The sequence below is a fragment of the Curtobacterium phoenicis genome, assembly GCF_047238015.1.
Classification (GTDB): domain Bacteria; phylum Actinomycetota; class Actinomycetes; order Actinomycetales; family Microbacteriaceae; genus Curtobacterium.
Genome location: NZ_JBDFLZ010000002.1, coordinates 561,934 through 580,716, shown reverse-complemented (window position 1 = coordinate 580,716; position 18,783 = coordinate 561,934). Strand labels below are relative to the sequence as shown.

Genomic DNA, 18,783 nt, shown 5'->3' with positions numbered 1-18,783 from the left:
CTCGGCCCACTGACGGACGGGAGGAGCGGTGCCAGCCGGCACCGCTCCTCCCGTCCGTCAGGTGGTCGCCGCTACGGCGTCGGCATGCCGCCGTCCACGTGGAGGGTCTCACCCACGACGTAGGACGACTCGCCGCTGGCGAGGAACACGTACGCCGGTGCGAGTTCGGCGGGCTGTCCCCAACGGCCGAGGTAGGTCTGCTCACCCGCGCTCGGCAGGTCCTCGGGCTTCTGCCCGCCGGCGGGCTGCAGCGGCGTCCAGATCGGTCCGGGCGCGACGGCGTTCACCCGGATGCCCTTCGGCGCGAGCTGGGCGGCGAGACCCTTGGCGAGGTTGTTCACGGTCGCCTTGGTCGCCGCGTAGTGCACGAGGTGGGGCGACGGCGCGTACGCCTGGATCGACGTCGTGTTGATGATGGTCGACCCCGGCGCGAGGTGCGGCACGGCGGCCTTCGTGATCCGGAACGTCGCGTAGACGTTCGTCTTGAACGTCTCGTCGAACTCCTCGTCCTCGATGTCCGTGATCGAGTCGACGTTCTGCTGCTTGCCGGCGTTGTTCACGACGATGTCGAGACCCCCGAGACCCTCGACGGCCTTCGCGACGAGTTCTTCGCACCACTCCTTCGACGTGATGTCGCCGGGGAGCGCCACGGCCGTCCGTCCGGCGGCCTCGATGAGTCCGACGATGCGCTGCGCGTCCTCTTCCTCCTCGGGGAGGTAGGCGATCGCGACGTCGGCGCCCTCGCGGGCGTACGCGATCGCGACGGCGGCGCCGATCCCGGAGTCCCCGCCCGTGACGAGCGCCTTCCGGCCCTCGAGACGACCGGAGCCGCGGTAGGTGTCCTCACCGTGGTCGGCCGGCACGTTCTGCGCCATCTCCTCGTCGGTGCCGGCGCCGGGCAGGTACTGCTCGTCGGGCTTCTTGTCCGCGTACATCGCGGTCGGGTCCTGCATCGTGTACTGGTCCGTCATGCGCTGCACGGTACGCACGCCCGGGTCCGTCGTCGTCCAGGGCGCTGTCCCCCGACGGCCGCACGGGAATGTCACGGGGAGGTGACGGCCCGGAACCGATTCGGTAACACCCGTCGCCCATCGAGGTCCGAGGTCGTACGGTCGTGTGGTGACCTCCCGCCCCTTCCTCGCGCTCGGCGCCGCCGTGCTGGCCGCCTCGGCGACCGTGCTCGCGACCGGCGCACCTGCCGGGGCGGCGGAGTTCGTGCGGGCGTCCGAGTCGACGGCGTCCGTGTCGACGACGTCCGCGTCGACGGCGTCAGTGTCGGCGGCGTCCGTGTCGAACGGCAAGCTCAAGCGTGTCGACGCCATCGAGCTCCACGCGGAGTCGCTCGTCCTCGAGCGAGACCACCGCGCCGTCGTCGACCTGTCGATGCGCGATGCCCGCTCGACCGTGAACGTGCTCAACCGGCTCCTCGGGACTCCGTCGCGCACCCAGACCGCCGAGGGCGACGGCGGGGCGTGCTTCCCCGCCGGTACGACCTACACCTGGGGCGGTGCGATCCGCGTCGCCGCGCTGACCACCCCCGCCGAGCTCGGCAACGCCGTCGAGATCCGCATCCTCCGCGACGAGGTGCGCTCCCGCAGCGGGTCGATGGTCGAGCTGTCCGGCCCGCACGGCGTGCAGGTCGGCGACGACGTCGAGCGGCGCATCGAGCGGGCCGCCCCGGAGGACCGGATGTCCTTCGGCTCGGACGACTCGGACGCCCCTTCCGCGTGGCAGGTGCTCCTGCAGCACGGCTGGGACGACGGCGAGCACGCCTCCGACACCCGCAGCACCGACTCCCGGTCGAGCGACGACCGCCGGGTGCCGGCGTCGACCGCCGGGGACACCGTGGGCGACGACACCGACCCCGAGGTCTCCGGCCGGAACGGCGTCTCCGCACTGACCGACGACACCACCGTGACCGTGCTCGGATCACCGATGCCGATCAACGCGACGGGCGGCTGCTGAGCCTCACACGCGGATCGTCGCGACGACCGGGAAGTGGTCGCTCGCGAACCACGTCTCCGGACCGTCGTGGTCGATCACGACCCGTTCGACGGCGCGCACACCCCGCGTCCAGATCCAGTCGATGCGCTCACCCGACGCCACCGGCGGCTGCCAGTCGTTGAACGTCGCGGTGCGGTCGTCCGGGTCACCACCGGCCTCCCATGCATCCGTGTAACCCGCAGCGCCGAGGACCCGGGACGCCCGACCGGCGCCTGCGGGTTCGTTGCAGTCCCCCGCGATGACGACCGGTCCGTCGACAGCCGCCGTCCGCTCCGCGATCAACGCCGCGCTCTTCGCCCGGACCTCGTCGCCGTGCGGGCCCTCCTCGTGGTCGAGGTGCGTCGTCACGAGCGTGAACGCTCCGCCGTCGACGTCCAGGAACCGCGCGTGGTTGGCGATGCGGGGGAAGACGCTCCCCCAGGTGTTGGACACCGGCTCGTCCGGGGTGTCCGAGAGCCAGAACGACCCCTGCTCGACGGGACGGAGTCGGTCGCGTCGGAAGAACACGGCGGCGTGTTCGCCCGCGGTCCCGCCCTCGCGACCCTGACCGACGTCTCCGTGCTCCGGCAGGCCCGCGCGGAGGTCGTCCATCTGGTGGTCGAACGCCTCCTGTACGCACAGGACGTCCGGATCGTGGCGTCGCACGACCTCCAGCAGCACCGGCAGACGGGCGGGCCAGTCGTGTGCGGGGTCTGGGTTCTTGACGTTGTAGGTCATCAGGGTGATCGGACGCTCGGCGTTGCTCACCCGTCGAACCTACCGATCACGCCGGTTCCGGGGCCATGGCCCTCCGCAGCGCGATGACCCCGTCGCGAGCCCGCGTCTTGGCGGTCCCCACCGGGACGCCGAGTTCGGTGGCCAGCTCCGGTCCGGACAGTCCCACGAGGTGCCGGAGCACGACCGCCTCGCGCTGCCTCGGAGGCAGACCTGCGATGCTGCGGCGCAGGGCCGCGCGGTCGAGGACGCTCTCAGCGCGCTCCGCGGCGGAGTGGTCGATCGCCTCGTGGTCGCGGGCGCCGATCCGGAGATCGCGCTCCCGGTCGGCGCGACTCTTCCGCACGCGGTCGATGGCCCGGCGTTGGGCGATCGTCCGGACCCAGGCGATGACCGAGTGCTGCGGGTCGTACCGCTCGGCGATCAACCAGATCTCGAGGAAGACGTCCTGCACGACCTCCTCCACCTGGCTGGGGTCGTGCAACTGGTGACGCACGTACCGCTCGACGAGCGGGCGGAAGCGTTCGTGCAGTGCCGTGAAGGCCCGACGGTCACCGGCAGCCACGGCGAGCATGAGGTCGCACTCCTGCGAGCGCTTGGCGAGGAGTTCGTCGTTCACATTCTATATTTTGCATGATGCAGAATGGACTCACAAGTACACTCCGCGTATGGCCGTGCCCTCGTCGGATCCCGCTACCGTTCGCCGCCGCACCACCAAGGGACTGCGCACCCGCTCTCGGATCGTGGCGGCCGCAGCCGACCTCATGCTGACCCGCGGCGTCGCGGGGACCACCCTCGACGACATCGGCGCTGCCGCGGGTGTCGGTCGATCGCAGCTGTACCACTACTTCACCGACAAGGACGGGCTCGTCCACGACGTGATCGAGCTGCAGGCCGATGCGGTCCTGGCACGTCAGGGAGCCGATCAGGCCGACTTCTCGACCTGGGACGCCTGGACGCGGTGGCGGGACCGCACGGTGGACGGTGCGCACGCAGGGGGCTGTGTCGGTGGTTGCCCGCTCGGCTCGCTCGGCACCGAGGTCGCCGAGCGGGACACCGCGGCACGCGACCTGGTGGCGGCCGGTTTCACCCGCTGGGAGGAGTTGTTCCGGCGCGGGATCTCGGTGATGCAGGAGCGCGGCGCGCTCGGACCGGACGCCGACCCCGCGACGCTCGCCACCGGGGTGATGGTCGCGCTGCAGGGCGGCCTGCTCCTCGCGCAGGTGCACCGCGACGTGCGCCCACTGGCCATCGGGCTGGACGCCGCGATCGCGGCGATCCGGGGGCACGCGACCACGGCCTGACGCCGGACGCGCGCGTCAGTTGATGCAGACGTTCGCCTTGCCGTAGTTGTGCACGTCGGTCGACTTGGGCGAGGGCTCCCCGCTCGGCTTCGCCGACGAGTCGCTGGAGGAGGAGCCACCGGACGACGATCCACCGGAGGAACCCGACCCGCCGGCGGCCGGCGTCGAGGCCGACGATCCGGGCTGGGCCGGCGCGGAGACGGTCTTGCCGTCGGAGCCGAGCACGAGCGTCACGCCTGTGACGTCGTTCGTCCGGACGGCGACCGCGCCCGGGGTGACCGCCGCGACGGCCTTCGCCTGGGACTCCATGCCGTCCGGGTACTGGACCTGCGTGGCCTTGGTGGTCTCCGAGGAGCCGGGCGTCCCGACCTGGAAGCCGCGGGCGGTGAGGTTCTGGCTCGCGGCCGCCGCGGCCCCGGTGACCCCGCTGCCGTTCAGCACGGTGACCGTCGTGCTCGCGGGCGAGGCGCTCGTGGCCTTGGTGTAGGCCTCCGGCTGGCCGACGAGGCCCTGCACGAAGGCGGGCAGACCGACCTCGTCGACCTGGACGATCGAGAGCGCGGAGCCGTTGACGGTGATCGTCGGCGTGCCGAGCGTCGGGATCGTCGCCGACTGGATGTTCCCGGGCCGGAGGTCACGCATCTGGGCCGCGAGCGACACCAGGTCGGTGTCGGTCTGGATCGAGCCGCCGACCGCCTTGAGGATGTTGCCGAGCTTGACCGGGTTGAGCAGGGTGCCGGCGGACAGGACCTTCCGGGCCTCCTGGGACAGGAAGTACTGCTGGCGGACGTTGCGGTCGAGGTCGCCGTTCGGCAGGCCGTGGCGCTGGCGGACGAACGAGAGTGCCTGCTTGGCGTCGAGCGAACTCTTGCCCTTCGGCAGGTTCACGCCGGAGTACGGGTCGTTGACCGCGTTGTTCAGGCAGACGTCGACCGGTCCGAGTTCCTTGACGACCTGGTAGAAGCCGAGCAGGGAGACGCGGACGTAGTGGTCGATCTGCAGCCCGCTGAGGCCCTCGATCGTCTTGATCAGCAGCTTCGCACCGCCGGTGTCGCCCCCGCCGTTGAGGGTGCCGTAGTAGAAGGCGCTGTTGAGCTTGCCCTTGCCGACGCCCGGGATGTCGACGTACGAGTCGCGGGGGAAGGAGATCATCGTCGCCTGCGAGCCGTCGGCGTTGATGTGGAGCACGATCATCGTGTCCGTGTTGGTCGCCCCGCCGTCGCTCGTCGTGCTGAGCTCGGCCATCTGTTCCGGGGTCGCGTTGTCGGGCCGGTGGTCGTCGCCGACGAGCAGGATGTTCTGCGCTTCGCCGTCGACGTCGTTCTTGGTGTCCTTCTTGCCGGTGATCGCGTTGACGATCGTGACGCTGCCGGCGAGCTGGTCGTACGTGTAGAACGCGTACGCGCCGCTGAGTGCGACTGCCATGGTGACGACACCCGCGATCGCCGGGAAGACGGCGCTCAGCCGCCGCTTCTGGCGCCCGTGGCGGGGCGGCACGGAGCCGCGACGGGCGCGGCGGGTCGTCTCGTCGGGTGCATCGCTCACCCGGAAAGGGTAACCGCAGTGCTCGGACCTGCCATGAGAACGCCTGGCAGGTCGCTCCGGACGGCCGTCACCACGGGGCGGACGGGAGGCGCGGTGCGTGCCCGCGCCGTGCCTCCCGTCCGCCGGGCGGTCGCGTCCGCGGCCCTCGCTACTGCTCGCGCGAGGGGAGGAGGTGCACGGCCTCCATCGCGAGCTCGGCCGCGATCGGGTCCTTCGCCAGCACCGCGGCCTTGAGCTTCTCGAGCTCGGGGACGATCGTGTCGACGGGGATGAGCTCGGCGAGCTCGGGCACGCGCAGCTTGAACGCCAGCCCGTCGGTCGTGGACCGGCAGAGGGCCGCGAGCGAGGCATTGCCGCAGGCCTCGACCCACATCGCGTAGATGTTCGCGCCCTCTCGGGCGACCTCGTCCTGCTTGCCCGTCGTCGAGCGCGCGATCACGTCGTCGATGGTCTTGACGACCTTCTTGCGCTGCGCCTCGGTGAAGCGCGGGACCGCGAGGCGAACGACGCCGCCGTAGATCACCCCGAGCGTCCGGTAGGCGTCGAGGAGCTCGTCCTTCGTCGGCGCCGCCACACGGGTGTACCGGTTCGGTGCCATCTCGATGAGCCCGGACCGGGAGAGTTCTGCCAGTGCTTCACGGATGGGGGTGCGGGAGACGCCGAGCCAGGCGATGAGGTCGTCGTCGTTCAGCCGCTCGCCGGGTTCGAGGGTGCCGTCCATGATCGCGTCGCGGATCTTGTCCTGCACGGTGTCGCGGAGGAGCTTCCGCTCGGCGGCGGGCTGGGTCGAGGGCACTGGCATGTGCCCAGCGTGTCACATGTGATGGGCAGGGCGCGAGAGGCGCGACGGCCACCACGCCCGACGGCCGAGCTCGTACGTCAGGGCCGGGACGAGCAGGGACCGGACCACCACGGTGTCGAGCAGGACCCCGAAGGCGACGACGAACGCGATCTGCGCCAGGAACAGGATCGGGATGACGCCGAGTGCCGCGAAGGTCGCCGCGAGGACGATGCCCGCAGAGGTGATCACGCCACCGGTGACACCGAGGCCGCGCAGCACCCCCTCGCGCGGGCCGTGCAGCAGGGCCTCCTCCCGCACCCGGGTCATCAGGAAGATGTTGTAGTCGACGCCGAGCGCCACGAGGAACACGAACGAGTACAGCACCACGCTCGGGTCGGCCCCGGGGAAGTGGAACACGTGGTCGAACACGAGCGCGCCGATGCCGAGCGCGGCCGCGAACGACACGATCACGCTGCCGATGAGGACGAGCGGCGCGACGATGCTCCGCAGCAGGAGCATGAGGATGAGGAGGATCACGGCGAGGACGACCGGGATGATGACGGACCGGTCACGGATGCCGGTGTCGTTGGTGTCGAGGGCGGTCGCCGTCACCCCGCCGACGATCGCGCCGGGGTCGACCCGCTCGACGGCGGTCCGGAGCTCGCGGACGGTCCGCTCGGCGGCAGCGGAGTCCGCCGGGTCGGCGAGCGTGGCCTCGAGCAGGACGTCACCCCGGGACACCGTCGGCTCTCCCGAGCCCCCGCCGCCAGTGCCGCTGCCCTCGCCGCCGTCGCCCGCGGCGCTCACCGGCACGGTGCCGGACGGGGAGTCCTTCGCCGCTGCGGTCACACCGTCCACGCCGTCGACGTCGGTGATCGCCCGCACCAGCTCGTCCTGCCGGGCTGCGCTCCCGATGACCTGCGCCGGGCTGCCGGAGCCGCCCGGGAAGTGGTCGGCGAGCACGTCCTGCCCGTCGCGGGCCTGCGATGCCCCGATCACGAGGTCGCTCTGTGGCACGCCGTCGGCCCGCAGGCCGAACAGCCCCGCCCCCATGGCGAGGAGGCCGACCGTGCACACGACCCAGACGATCCGCGACCGACGTGCCACGAGCCTCCCGACCGATGCCCAGAGCCCCTTCGCGTCCGGACCCGACACGACGGGGTGGGCGGACCCATGCGCCGGCCGGAGCGGCCAGAAGGCCGCGCGCCGGAAGGCGAGCAGCAGCGCGGGGAGGAGCGTGAGCGCCGCGAGCAGGCTGAACGCGATGCCGATCGCCGCCACCGGGCCGAGCGCCTTGTTCGAGTTGAGGTCGGAGAAGAGCAGGCAGAGGACGCCCACGATGACCGTGCCACCCGACGCGAGGATCGGTTCCAGACTCCCGCGCAGGGCCGCCTTCGTCGCACCCCATCCGGTCCGGTGGTCTCGGAGTGCCTCGCGGTAGCGCGCGGTGTGCAGCAGCGCGTAGTCGGTCGCGGCGCCGATGACCAGGATCGAGAGGATGCCCTGCACCTGGCCGTTGACGGTCACGACGTCGGCCTTCGCGAGCCAGTACACGACGAGGATCGAGGCACAGAGCGCGAACGACGCCGTGCCGAGGACGAGCACGGGCAGGAGCGGCGACCGGTACACGACGATGAGGATCACGAACACCGCGGCCAGCGCCACACCGAGCAGGAGCCCGTCGATGCCGGCGAACGCCTCGGTCAGGTCGGCGGTGAACCCGGCCGGTCCCGTGACGTACCCGCGCAACCCGGACGGGAGGGCGTCGTCGACGTCCGCGCGGATCGCCTCGACCGCGTCACCGGTCTCCGCGGACTGCGCGAGCGTCGCGACGATCTCGAGGGCGTCGCCGTCCTCGCTCGGGATCACAGGACTCACGCCCTGCACGTCGTCGCGGTCACCGAGCCTGTCGGCGAGCTGCGCGGCGGCGGTGCGGTCTGACCGGGTCAGTCCACCGTCGCGCTCGAGCACGACGATCGCCGGTGCCCCGGACGCCTGCCGGAACTCGGCGGCACGCTCCTGCACCTTCGTGGCGTCCGCCGATGCCGGCAGGAACGAGGTCTGGTCGTTCGTCGAGACGTCGGCGATCTTGCCGAAGTACGGTCCGCCGACGGAGGCGACGGCGAGCCAGGCGACGATGACGACGGCGGGGAGCACGATGCGGAGGAAGCGGGACACGGTGCGAGCGTACACGGATCGTCAGCATGCTGATCATCTGGTGTCGATGCGGCCTCCGTAGACTGCATCCATGCACGACGAGCCCGCAGCCTGGCCCATGGGTCGCCTGCTGGCCGCGGCCGCCCGACGGGTCGAACGCGACTGGGACGAGCGCCTCCGCGAGATCGGGCTGCCCCACGCCGGGCTCATCGCGATCGACATCCTCATCCGGACCGGCCCGACCGGAGCGGACACGATCGCCCGAGCGGCCCGGGTGCAGCCGCAGACGATGTCGCGCACGCTCGAGCGCCTCGAGCGTGACGGCCTCGTCGAACGCAGCCCGCACCCGGACGATCGGCGACGCAGGGTCGTGACGGTGACCGACGCCGGTCGCGCCGCTTGGGACACGGCGAAGCACATCGAGCGCGAGGTCCTGCCGGAGGACGAACAACTCCGTGGCGCGCTCGCGGCCATCATCGCGCGAACGAATCCCTAGCAACTGATATACGGAATGCGGTACGCTGGCTCGGTCGGCATCAGGGCCGGCCTGTCCCCCGGGGAGTCCGCATGTCAGAACGTCGTGCCGCTCGCGCGGCCGAGCGAGCCGTGTCCCACTCCACGAACCGGCGTCGCCGACGCCCGTTCCTCGTGGCACTCGTCGCGACGATCGGTTCGCTCGTGGGGATCGCTGCGGTCGTCGCCGTGACCGCGAGCATCTTCATCGGTGGCCTTGCTCGGTCCTTCGACGCCGGGACGACGACGATCACGGACGCCTTCCCGGCCGGACCGCGGCCGGAGGGCACCGCGGGCGCGCAGAACATCCTGCTGATCGGCTCGGACTCGCGAGTCGGACTCGACCCCGACGGAGACCGCGCGGTCGGCGGGCGTTCGGACACCCTGATGCTCCTGCACGTCTCCGCCGACCGCCGGACGGTCCACCTCATGTCGATCATGCGTGACTCGTGGGTGGACGTCCCCGGTCACGGCACGGCCAAGATCAACGCCGCGTACAGCTGGGGCGGGGTACCGCTCGTCGTCCGGACCGTGGAACAGCTGCTCGACAGTCGGATCGACCACGTCGCCGAGATCGACTTCGCCGGGTTCGAGGGCATGACGGACGCGCTCGGAGGCGTCACGGTGCGGTCACCGCAGGCCTTCGAAGCCCGTGGTCACTCCTTCACCGCGGGCCCGAACCACCTCGACGGCGACGCGGCACTGACCTTCGTCCGAGAGCGGTACGCGTTCGCCGACGCCGACCACACCCGCGTCCGCAACCAGCAGGCGTTCATGCGCGGCGTGGTCGACGGACTGCTCTCGAAGGGCACGATCACGAACCCCGGGCGCATCCAGGACTTCGTGGCGGCGACGAGCGAGTACCTCTCGGTCGATGCCGGACTCGACTTCCGGACCCTGGTCGACCTCGGCTGGTCGCTGCGCGGCGTCCGGTCGTCCGACCTCGTCACCTTCACGATGCCGACCGCCGGCGGGGGCACCTCGCCGGACGGTCAGTCGTACGTCGCGGTCGACAGCCTCGCCGTGCAGTCGCTGTCGCAGGCGCTGCGCTCCGACGACGTGGCGACCTGGCTCGAGGCGACCCCGCAGTAGCTGCCAGACGACGGAACCCCCTCGACCGCGGTCGAGGGGGTTCCGTCGGACGAGCTCGCGGCGATCAGGCCGGGAGCTGCAGGGTCTGACCCGCGTAGATGAGGTTCGGGTCGTCGATGGTGGACGTGTTCGCCGCCCAGAGCTGCTTCCAGCCGCCCGTGACGCCGAGCTTCGTCGCGATCGTGTCGAGCGTGTCACCGGAGGCGATCTTGTAGGTCTTGCCGCTCGTCTTGACCGGGGCCGGCTTGCTCGACGCAGCCGGGGCGGCGGTCGTGGCCTTCGGCTCCGCCTGCTGCGGAGCCGACTGCTGGGGCGCCGACTGCTGCGGCGCCGCCTGCTGGGGAGCGGCCTGCGTGGTGCTCTGCTCCGCCGGAGCCGGGGCTGCGGCCTGCGGAGCCGCACCGGTGGTGCCGCTCAGACCGAGCTTCGCGGAGCACGCGGGCCACGCGCCCCAACCCTGGGACGCGAGGACACGCTCGGCGACGGCGATCTGCGCCGAACGGCTCGCCGAGGCCGGGTTGCCGGAGCCGCCGTTGGCCTGCCAGGTGCCGAGGGTGAACTGCAGACCGCCGTAGTAGCCGTTGCCGGTGTTGATCGCCCAGTTGCCACCGGACTCGCACTGTGCGAGCGCGTCCCAGGTCGAACCGGACGCTGCGTTCGCGGGCGCAGCCGCGAGGCCGACACCCGTCGCGGCGATGCCTGCGAAGGCGAGGCCACCGACGATGGTGCGGGTACGGGAAAGCTTCTTCATGTGATTGCTCCACCGGGGTCACGCGCCGGAGGACCGGCTGTCCACTGCCCACCCCGACCGTTCGCGGTCACGTTGTGGGGTGCGCCACCGGGGGCAGTGGTCTCGCGCCGGTGGCACCTCGGTGGGCCACCATAGGTGGGTCCGGACTGTTATCAAACCGAGACAATCGGTTCTACCCAGCGATGCTATGTACCCCGTGGCACTTCCTGTACGTGCCGATCGCCGTCGTACCGCAGGACGCCGTGTCCCCCACAAGGGTGACTTGGCAATTCCCTGGGAAAACCGGCCTGGAGGCTCGGATCACCGCCGCGAGAGCAGCGTCACAGCTTCGAGGTGGTCGGTCTGCGGGAACATGTCGAGCACCCTGACGCGCTCGAGCCGGAAGGACGGCATGCGCGCCAGGTCCTTCGCGAGGGTGACCGGGTTGCAGCTCGAGTACACGACGTGGCCGACGGTCGACTGCTCGAGCCAATCGGACAGTGTCGCGCCGATCCCGCGTCGCGGCGGGTTCACGACGACGAGCTCCGGGACCGCGTCCGGTCGCGCGCGGAGGGCGTGCTCGGTGGCGTCGTCCGCGGCGAACCGGACGTCCGACAGGCCGGCCTCCCGAGCGGACTGCCCCGCGGACCGGACGGCCTCGCGGCTGGTCTCGATGCCCGTCACCGCGCGTCCGGGCCGGGCTGCGTGCAGTGCGAACCCGCCGACGCCGCAGTACAGGTCCCACATCGACGCCGGGTCTACCTCGTCGATCCACGCGGACGCCTGCGAGTAGAGCTGCGCAGCCACGGCGGTGTTCGTCTGGAAGAAGCTCTGCGGGCGGAGGTGCATCGTGACGGCGCCCATCCGCATCGGCAGGGTCTCCTGCTCGGTCAGCACCACCTCGCGGTCACCCTCGGTGACGGCCTTGTGTTCGGGAAGCAGGTTCGCCGTGACGACGACGGCTTCCGGGAGGACCGACCGGAGCGCGTCGAGGTGCTCCCGGAGCCGGGGCAGCTGACCCTCGGACCGGAGCACGAACCGGACCATGAGTTCGCCGTCGGGTGACTCGGTGACGAGCACGAACTTGAGCTCACCCCGACGGGCCGCGACGTCGTACGGGATCAGCCGGGCGTCCGCGATGAACTGCGCGAGGTTCGGCAGCGCCCGCTGGATGCCGGGCGTGCAGATGCCGCAGTGCCGGAGATCGACACCGCGCTGCCGGTGGTCGAGGATCCCGACCGTGGGTCGCTGCACGGATCCCCCGACGACCATCTTCGCCTTGTTCCGGTAGCCGGAGTCGGGGCTGGTGATCGCCGGCAGCCACGCCACCGCACCCGGACCGCCCGCCGCGTCCACCGCGTCGTGGAGCAGCTCACGGGTCCGGATCTCCTTGTCGAGGACCTGGTCGGCGTAGGGCTGGCCCATGAGCGTGCACGATCGGCACACCCCGCGGTCGAAGTAGTCGCACTGCATGGCCGGCTCAGGATACGGCGTACTCCCCCTGCCAGGCCTCCCGTGCGCGCGCATCGGCGGCCCGCGCGAGCGCCGCGGTACCGTCACGGGGTGCCGCAGCGGCTCGTTCTATCGCGGCACACCAGGACTCGACCGGATCCCCGGCGAGGTACCGGTCATCCGGGTAGAGGTCGGTCATGCTCGATCCGGCCGGTCCGACGGCGGGCGTGCCGAGTTCGAGGGACCGGATCGCGACGCCGGACTGGTAGAAGCGGCGGTACGGCACGAGCACGACGCCCGCCGCGGCGATCAGCTCGTCGAGCGCGGCCTCCTCGACGAAGGCGTCACGGACCACCCAACCGTCCACGGCGGGCCACCCACGACCGATCACCTCCAGTCGATACCGTCCTCGGAGACGGTCGGCGAGGCACACCAGCAGCTCGAGGTCTCGGTCGGGCTTGTACTGGCCGAGCACGCGGATGGTGCACGCATCCACCGCCGGACGCCCCACGTCGTACGCGCGCGGTGCGACAGGGTGCGGGAGGAGGAGCGCGACGTCCTCCGGGCAGTCCTCCTGGAGATCGGTCCGCGCGGTCTCGCTGTGCACGATCATCCGGACCTGACGACCGAACCGGCGGCCCACCCACCTGGACGCCCGGCCGTACCCACGCGCGTGGACGAGTGGCCGAGGATCGTGCACGACGACCGACGCGTCGGCCCGTGCACCGAGGAGGACCCGCATGAGCACCCGGTCGAGGTGCCCGAGGACCGGCCAGGTGACGACGACGCGACCACCGCTGCGGCGGGCCTCGACCAACGCCCGCACGGTGCGCCCGATCCAGGCGAACCCCGATCCCCCGGCGACGCTCGGCTCGTCGACGCTGATGAGGCGGACCCCACGAGCCTGGCCGCCCAGCGTCGTCACCAGTGCCGCCGAGTAGTGGTGCAGTGCTCCTCCGAGGGTGTTGACGACGACGATCCGTGCGGCACTCATGCGTGCAGCCAAGCGTCCGCGACGATCCGACCGTCCCGCTCCGGGAGGGCCCCACGAACCGCGTCACGCGGGAGGGGTGCGGCCAACGCGGCGAGCAGCGCGTCGGCGAGCCGAAGCGGGTCTCCGGGCGGGACGACGCCGTGCCCGTGCTCGGCGAGCCACGGCGCGAGCCCCGTCTGGTCGGTCGTCACCACGGTGAGCCCCGCGGCGAGCGCCTCCTTGACCGGCAGCCCGACCTGCTCCCGCCACCGTCCGTCCGGCACCGACGGAGCGACGAGCACCGATGCGCGAGCGAGTTCCTCGTTCGTCGCGCGGTGCGGCAGCTGCCCGAGGACGCGACGGCTGCGTGGACGTTCCGCCGCCCACCGCTGGAGCCGGTCACGCTCGGGCCCCGGGCCGATGAGCGTGAGGAACGCGTCGGTCCGGCGCTCCTCGACGATCTCCCAAGCCGCCGTGAGCACGTCGACGCCCTTCCGGACCTCGAGCACGCCGACGAAGACGCAGGCTCCCGGCACCGCCGGGTCCACGCCCGCCGCGGCTGCCGGGAGCTCCAAGCCGACCGAGTGCTCGACGGAGTCGATGAACGGCAACTGAGCGTAGGCGGCACGAGCGGCGGGCGTCGCGAACCAGATGCGGTCGATGGTCAACCGCGCGACGCCCCCGACGAGCAACGCGATCGCCGAGACGACCCAGGCGGGCACTGCGTGTCGGCCGCCGACGAGCGTGCGGACCTCGTTGTTCTCCATCGCGTACGTCACGACACTGTGTCGGCGACCTCGGATCGCGCCCGCCAGTCGGAAGCCGACGGCGAGCAGGACGTGCTTCGGCCAGAACCGCACCCACAGGGGCTCAGGTACCTCGAGGGTGCTCGCCCCGGTCGACAGGAAACGACCGAGAGCACCGACGAGCGTCGTCCGGCGGATCCCCTCGGCGAGCTCGGTTCCCGCGAGGTCGTAGTTGGTGTCGAGGTAGAGGAGCTCGGCGGCGGTGCCGGTGCGGTGGCGCTCGATGTGCGCTGCCCGCAGTTCGGGGACGACACGGATGCTCGCCGGGCTCACGCTGCGACCTCCGTCATCCCCTCGGGAACGCCGACCTCCGTGGCGAGCGCTCGCTCGTAACCGGCGCTGACGGCACGCCACGTGTAGTGCTCCCGCGCGCGCTCGCGCACGGCCCGTCCGAGACGCTCCTGCTCGGCCGGGTCGTCGAGCAGCGCGAGGACGGCGTCGGCGATGGCGTCCGGCTCGGGCTGCACGAAGGTGGTCTCGGTGCGGGCGAGGACCTCCCGGTTGAAGACGGTGTCGCGGGCGACGGTCGGCGCTCCGAGGTGCATCGCCTGGACGAGCGCCGGGTTCGTCCCACCGACGCTGTGCCCGTGGAAGTAGGCGCCGGCGTGCTGCCACAGCGCGAAGAGCCGCTCGTCGTCGGCGACGTGGCCGAGCCAGTGCACGTCCGGGGCCGCGTCGGCGAGCAGTCGGGCGTGCTGGTCGAGGTCACCGCCGTACCCGCTCGAGCCGACGATCACGACCGGGTGGCGCTGGGCGATGCGCTCGGCAGCGACGAGGAACTCGGGCACGGTGTTCTCGGGGACGAACCGGGCGACGACGAGCGCGAACGGGCTCCCCGCGAGGTGCGCGTCCTCGGGGTGCAGGCTGAGCGCGGGCGCTTCGGTCCCGCCGTACGGGATCACGACGCCGTCGCGCCCGAACACCCGTCGCCAGTACGCGCCGATGGCGTCGGCGTCGAAGACGAGACGGTCGGCGGTCCACGCGGTCATCCGCGCACCCGTCTTGAAGACCGCCTTCGCGAACCGCCCCCACTTCGCGCGCTCCCACTCGATGCCGTCGACGTTGACCACCGTCGGGATGCCGGCGAGCTTGAGCAACGGCAGCCAGTACCCGTTCGCGCAGTTCATGACGAGGGCGACGTCCGGGCGTCGGCGGATCGTGTCGAGCACGGCCGACAGTCCGTAGGTCAGCGTGGAGAGCGACCGCGACTCGAGCCCACGGGTGGTGCGCCGGGTGATGCGCGGGTCGAGCGACGGGTCGTCGGCGCGCTCCTGGCCGGGCCGCCCGTAGACGGTGACGTCCCACCCTGCGTCGGCGAGCGCCGGTGCCACGTGACGGACGGCGGTCTCGAACCCGCCGTAGTACGACGGGTACCCGCGGGTCCCGATGATCGCGACGCGCTTCGGCACGGCTGCTCCCTCGTTCGACCGACAACTGCAATGATATTCTACACGGCAGTATCAGCACGGGGAAGCGCGGATCAGCGGAGGACGGCGTCCTTCGTCCCGGTCCGGAGGCGGTAGATCGACGAGGTCGCGGTGAGGAACAGTTCGGTGCCGTCGTCGCCGCCGAAGCAGAGGTTCGAGACGACCTCGGGCACCGGGACCTCGCCGAGCCGTCGGCCCGCGGGGTCGAACACGACGACGCCGCGGTGCGACGAGGACCACACGTTCCCGTGCTCGTCCACCCGGATGCCGTCGGGGATGCCCTCGTCGGCACCGAGGCGTGCGAACTCGCGCCCGTTCTTCACCCGGACGCCGACGTCGTCGACCGCGACGTCGTACGCCCGGATCAGCGGGAGCTCCCCCGAGGAGCTGGCGACGTAGAGCACCCGCTCGTCCGGCGAGAACGCGAGGCCGTTCGGTTCGTCGGCGTCGGTGACCACCGGTCGCAGGTCGTCGCCGTCCGGACCGCACCGGAACACCCAGTGGTCGCCGTACTCCCGGACACCGGGGTGCCCCTCGCGCGGCTGGGTGATGCCGTACGCCGGGTCCGTGAACCAGACCGCTCCGTCCGATGCGACCACGACGTCGTTCGGTGAGTTGAGCCGCAGGCCGTGCCACCCGTCCACGATCACGCCGACGTCGCCGTCCCGGTCGCGCTCGACCCGTCGGAGCCCGTGGGAGCACTGCACCACCGAGCCGTCGCGGTCGAGGAACCGTCCGTTCGTGAACTCGACCGCCTCGGCGTACGTGTCGACGGCGCCGGTGTCCGCGTGCCACTGCAGGATCCGGTCCCCCGGGATGTCCGACCACCGCAGGGTCCGGGACGCGGGGACCCAGCACGGACCCTCTGCCCAGGTGCTCCCGGTGGCGATCCGCTCGACGGCGGTCGGGTCGGGGACGAGCTCGGTGAACTCCATGACGCTCCTTCGCGTGGGTGGTGTGGCCAGCATCGCACCGGCCGGGTGGTCACGTGCGGTCGACGATCTCCTGCATCGCCGCCCGGGCTGCTGTCGGGTCGCCGTCGGCGACGGCGCGCGCGAGGACGACGTGGAGGCGCACGTCGTGCGCGTCCGGTGCGATCCCCGCACGCTCGTCGAGCGCGCGCTCGACGACGCCGTGCAGGCGCCGGAAGAGCGCGTTCCCGGACCGGTCCAGCACGCGACGGTGCAGGTCGCGGTCGGCCTGGAGGAACGTGACGGCGGCATCGGGACCCGTGGCGGTGGCGAGACGGTCGGCGGAGGCGAGCAGTGCCTCCAGGCCGTCGACGTCGCCACGGGTGGCCGCAGCTGCCGCCGCCGCTACCGGTTCGACGGCGCGGCGGAGCGCGCGCAGTTCGTCGAGCGCGGCCTGCCGGTCCGGCCCCGTGAGTCGCCACCCGACCACGCGCGGGTCGAGCACGTCCCACTCGGCGGCGGGGAGCGCCGCGACGCCGACCCGCCGCCGTGCGCGGAGGAGTCCAAGACCGACGAGGACACGGACCGCCTCGCGCACGATGCTGCGGCTGGCGCCCGTGCGGGTGACGAGGTCGTCGATGCTCACCGGGTCGCGGTCGAACGTGCCGTGCACGACGGACGACCCGAGGTCGTCGAGGACCCGTTCGTAGATCACCGCTGCGCGACCGGACTGATGACGAGCTCGTCGACGCGGACGTGAGCGGGTGCCTCGAGCACGAACGAGACGGCGCGGGCGACGTCGTCGGGCTGGAGCATCACCGCGCGCGCAGCGGCGTCCGGGACGACGGGACGGCGGTCGAGGAAGTCCGTGGCGACGTCGCCGGGGCAGAGGTGCGTCGCCCGGACTCCGTGCTCGGCGCCCTGCTGGTTGAGCGTCCGGACGACGGAGCCGAGCGCGGTCTTCGACGCCGAGTACGCAACGCCCGCGCCCGGTTGGGAGGACCACCCGGCGTAGGACGAGACCACGACCACCGTGCCGCCGGCGGCGCGGAGCGACGGGAGCGCGGCGTCCACGACGGCGACCACGCCGGTCAGGTTCGTGTCGAGGATCGCCCGGAAGTCGGCCATCGACTGGTCGTCCCACCGGCGCTCGGGGGCGTTCAGCCCGGCGGCGAGGACGAGTCCGTCGACCCGACCGTGCCGGGCGAGCAGGGTGTTGCGAGCGGACGCGACGGCCGCCACGTCGGCGGTGTCGAGCGGCAGGACGTCCGCGCTGCCGCCGGCCGTGTTCACGGCCTCGGCGACGGCGTCGAGGCGGTCGGCCCGACGTCCACTGAGGACCACCGTCCAGCCGTCCCGTGCCGCGCGCTCCGCCACCGCCGCGCCCATGCCGCTCCCCCCGCCGGTGATCCAGAGCACCCGTGCATCCGTCATGGGTGAATAGTATGCCTATTGGGGACCAACGATGGGAGCGACGATGCACCTCGACCTGACCGACCGGGTGGTGGTCGTGACCGGAGCCGCGCGCGGCATCGGTGCCGTGATCGCCGCACGCTTCGCCGCCGAGGGCTGCCGCGTCGTGGCGTTCGACCTCGGGTTCGACCCCGCCGCGAGCCACGGTCCCGACGTCGACCAGGTGGTGTGCGACGTCACCGACCCGGACTCCGTGCGGACGGCGGTCGACGCCGTCGTGGAGCGGCACGGCACGATCGACGTGCTCGTCAACAACGCGGGCATCAACGTCGACGGGCTCGTCGCCGACCTCGAGTGGGAGGCGTGGCGACGGTGCATGGACGTCAACGTCGGCGGGACCTTCCTCGTGAGCCAGGCGGTCGCGCCGGTGATGCGCACCGCGGGACGCGGTCGGATCGTCAACGCGGCGTCGTTCGCCGCGATCGTGCCGAGCATCGGGAGCGCGGCGTACGCGGCCTCGAAGGCGGCCGTCGTGCAGTTCACCCGGGTGCTCGCGTCGGAGCTCGGGCCGTGGGGCATCACCGTCAACGCGTACGCGCCGGGGATGGTGCCGACGGCGATGAACGGGTTCGCCGAGATGGCGCCCGAGCAGCAGGACCGGCTGCTCGACACGCTCTCGATCCGACGGTGGGGGACACCCGACGACGTGGCCGACCTGCTCGTGTTCCTCGCGAGCGACGCGGCCGGGTACATCACCGGGACGCTCGTCGACGTCTCCGGGGGCAAGCTCGCGACCCAGATCCCGGCGCGGGCGCACGGGCGGTGAGCGGACAGCACGGGTGCGGCACGAGCAGAGTGGACCCCGTCGGCTCGCTGGTCATCGAGCCGCCTGTCCGAGCACACAGGTTCTTGCCATCCCGCGCTCCGTAGTCTTGGAGCATCCAGTGAGCCGGACTGCAGC

19 protein-coding genes are annotated in these 18,783 nt (G+C 71.8%); 5 read left to right on the top strand and 14 right to left on the bottom strand.

Going from position 1 to position 18,783, the window contains the following annotated elements; all coding sequences use genetic code 11:
• Positions 1-71 precede the first annotated feature (71 nt).
• The gene (locus tag ABC270_RS02975) at positions 72-971 is read right to left on the bottom strand and encodes a glucose 1-dehydrogenase (RefSeq protein ID WP_412879433.1); all 900 of its coding nucleotides are present in this window, start codon (positions 969-971) and stop codon (positions 72-74) included.
• 148 nt (positions 972-1,119) lie between these two features.
• Between ABC270_RS02975 and ABC270_RS02970 the strand changes: the two genes are divergently transcribed.
• Positions 1,120-1,965, top strand: a complete 846-nt coding sequence (locus ABC270_RS02970) for a hypothetical protein (RefSeq protein ID WP_412879432.1) — start codon at positions 1,120-1,122, stop codon at positions 1,963-1,965.
• Positions 1,966-1,968: 3 nt separating this feature from the next.
• Here the strand turns inward: ABC270_RS02970 and ABC270_RS02965 are convergent, their stop codons facing one another.
• Positions 1,969-2,751, bottom strand: coding sequence for an endonuclease/exonuclease/phosphatase family protein (locus ABC270_RS02965; protein ID WP_412879431.1), 783 nt, complete (start codon positions 2,749-2,751; stop codon positions 1,969-1,971).
• 16 nt (positions 2,752-2,767) lie between these two features.
• A complete protein-coding gene (locus ABC270_RS02960) occupies positions 2,768-3,337 on the bottom strand; it encodes a sigma-70 family RNA polymerase sigma factor (RefSeq protein ID WP_412879430.1) in 570 nt (189 codons plus the stop codon).
• Between the two features lie 124 nt (positions 3,338-3,461).
• Between ABC270_RS02960 and ABC270_RS02955 the strand changes: the two genes are divergently transcribed.
• Positions 3,462-4,022 carry a TetR/AcrR family transcriptional regulator gene (locus ABC270_RS02955; protein ID WP_412879429.1) on the top strand — a complete coding sequence of 187 codons (561 nt, stop codon included), beginning with the start codon at positions 3,462-3,464 and terminating at the stop codon, positions 4,020-4,022.
• Positions 4,023-4,037: 15 nt separating this feature from the next.
• Here the strand turns inward: ABC270_RS02955 and ABC270_RS02950 are convergent, their stop codons facing one another.
• The 3 genes from ABC270_RS02950 to ABC270_RS02940 all read right to left on the bottom strand — a co-directional run bounded on the left by ABC270_RS02950 (position 4,038) and on the right by ABC270_RS02940 (position 8,526).
• Positions 4,038-5,567, bottom strand: a complete 1,530-nt coding sequence (locus ABC270_RS02950) for an LCP family protein (protein WP_412879428.1) — start codon at positions 5,565-5,567, stop codon at positions 4,038-4,040.
• A 148-nt stretch (positions 5,568-5,715) separates the two neighbouring features.
• The gene (locus tag ABC270_RS02945; RefSeq protein ID WP_412879427.1) at positions 5,716-6,369 is read right to left on the bottom strand and encodes a GntR family transcriptional regulator; all 654 of its coding nucleotides are present in this window, start codon (positions 6,367-6,369) and stop codon (positions 5,716-5,718) included.
• Positions 6,370-6,381: 12 nt separating this feature from the next.
• Complete coding sequence (locus ABC270_RS02940) at positions 6,382-8,526, bottom strand: MMPL family transporter (RefSeq protein ID WP_412879426.1); 2,145 nt, start codon at positions 8,524-8,526, stop codon at positions 6,382-6,384.
• Positions 8,527-8,596: 70 nt separating this feature from the next.
• Between ABC270_RS02940 and ABC270_RS02935 the strand changes: the two genes are divergently transcribed.
• The gene (locus ABC270_RS02935) at positions 8,597-9,001 is read left to right on the top strand and encodes a MarR family winged helix-turn-helix transcriptional regulator (protein WP_412879425.1); all 405 of its coding nucleotides are present in this window, start codon (positions 8,597-8,599) and stop codon (positions 8,999-9,001) included.
• A 71-nt stretch (positions 9,002-9,072) separates the two neighbouring features.
• Complete coding sequence (locus ABC270_RS02930) at positions 9,073-10,110, top strand: LCP family protein (protein WP_412879424.1); 1,038 nt, start codon at positions 9,073-9,075, stop codon at positions 10,108-10,110.
• Between the two features lie 64 nt (positions 10,111-10,174).
• Here ABC270_RS02930 and ABC270_RS02925 read toward each other — a convergent pair whose 3' ends face one another.
• The 8 genes from ABC270_RS02925 to ABC270_RS02890 form a co-directional block, all read right to left on the bottom strand.
• Positions 10,175-10,861, bottom strand: coding sequence for a transglycosylase family protein (locus tag ABC270_RS02925; RefSeq protein ID WP_412879423.1), 687 nt, complete (start codon positions 10,859-10,861; stop codon positions 10,175-10,177).
• Between the two features lie 300 nt (positions 10,862-11,161).
• Entirely contained in the window at positions 11,162-12,313 is a 1,152-nt protein-coding gene (gene rlmC, locus ABC270_RS02920) for a 23S rRNA (uracil(747)-C(5))-methyltransferase RlmC (RefSeq protein WP_412879422.1), read from the bottom strand.
• A 7-nt stretch (positions 12,314-12,320) separates the two neighbouring features.
• Positions 12,321-13,286, bottom strand: coding sequence for a glycosyltransferase family protein (locus ABC270_RS02915; RefSeq protein WP_412879421.1), 966 nt, complete (start codon positions 13,284-13,286; stop codon positions 12,321-12,323).
• On the bottom strand, positions 13,283-14,344 hold the full coding sequence (locus tag ABC270_RS02910; protein WP_412879420.1) for a glycosyltransferase: 1,062 nt from the start codon (positions 14,342-14,344) through the stop codon (positions 13,283-13,285). The genes ABC270_RS02915 and ABC270_RS02910 overlap by 4 nt, the downstream gene beginning before the upstream one ends.
• The gene (locus ABC270_RS02905) at positions 14,341-15,480 is read right to left on the bottom strand and encodes a glycosyltransferase (protein ID WP_412879419.1); all 1,140 of its coding nucleotides are present in this window, start codon (positions 15,478-15,480) and stop codon (positions 14,341-14,343) included. Before ABC270_RS02905 ends, ABC270_RS02910 begins: the two co-directional genes overlap by 4 nt.
• 71 nt (positions 15,481-15,551) lie before the next feature.
• Positions 15,552-16,433 carry an SMP-30/gluconolactonase/LRE family protein gene (locus ABC270_RS02900; RefSeq protein ID WP_412879418.1) on the bottom strand — a complete coding sequence of 294 codons (882 nt, stop codon included), beginning with the start codon at positions 16,431-16,433 and terminating at the stop codon, positions 15,552-15,554.
• A gap of 49 nt (positions 16,434-16,482) precedes the next feature.
• Positions 16,483-17,124: a FadR/GntR family transcriptional regulator gene (locus ABC270_RS02895; RefSeq protein WP_412879417.1), complete on the bottom strand. Its 642-nt coding sequence runs from the start codon at positions 17,122-17,124 to the stop codon at positions 16,483-16,485.
• Positions 17,121-17,843 (bottom strand): SDR family oxidoreductase, encoded by a 723-nt coding sequence (locus ABC270_RS02890; protein WP_412879416.1) that lies wholly within the window; start codon positions 17,841-17,843, stop codon positions 17,121-17,123. The genes ABC270_RS02895 and ABC270_RS02890 overlap by 4 nt, the downstream gene beginning before the upstream one ends.
• Before the next feature lie 43 nt (positions 17,844-17,886).
• Between ABC270_RS02890 and ABC270_RS02885 the strand changes: the two genes are divergently transcribed.
• Entirely contained in the window at positions 17,887-18,648 is a 762-nt protein-coding gene (locus ABC270_RS02885) for an SDR family NAD(P)-dependent oxidoreductase (protein WP_412879415.1), read from the top strand.
• Positions 18,649-18,783 lie beyond the last annotated feature (135 nt).

Bases quoted from the DNA above. Each gene is read 5' to 3' on its own strand.
- ABC270_RS02945 (WP_412879427.1), bottom strand. From the start codon at position 6,369: ATGCCAGTGCCCTCGACCCAGCCCGCCGCCGAGCGGAAGCTCCTCCGC.
- ABC270_RS02930 (WP_412879424.1), top strand. From the start codon at position 9,073: ATGTCAGAACGTCGTGCCGCTCGCGCGGCCGAGCGAGCCGTGTCCCAC.
- ABC270_RS02935 (WP_412879425.1), top strand. From the start codon at position 8,597: ATGCACGACGAGCCCGCAGCCTGGCCCATGGGTCGCCTGCTGGCCGCG.
- ABC270_RS02915 (WP_412879421.1), bottom strand. From the start codon at position 13,286: ATGAGTGCCGCACGGATCGTCGTCGTCAACACCCTCGGAGGAGCACTG.
- ABC270_RS02900 (WP_412879418.1), bottom strand. From the start codon at position 16,433: ATGGAGTTCACCGAGCTCGTCCCCGACCCGACCGCCGTCGAGCGGATC.
- rlmC (WP_412879422.1), bottom strand. From the start codon at position 12,313: ATGCAGTGCGACTACTTCGACCGCGGGGTGTGCCGATCGTGCACGCTC.
- ABC270_RS02975 (WP_412879433.1), bottom strand. From the start codon at position 971: ATGACGGACCAGTACACGATGCAGGACCCGACCGCGATGTACGCGGAC.
- ABC270_RS02925 (WP_412879423.1), bottom strand. From the start codon at position 10,861: ATGAAGAAGCTTTCCCGTACCCGCACCATCGTCGGTGGCCTCGCCTTC.
- ABC270_RS02885 (WP_412879415.1), top strand. From the start codon at position 17,887: ATGCACCTCGACCTGACCGACCGGGTGGTGGTCGTGACCGGAGCCGCG.
- ABC270_RS02890 (WP_412879416.1), bottom strand. From the start codon at position 17,843: ATGACGGATGCACGGGTGCTCTGGATCACCGGCGGGGGGAGCGGCATG.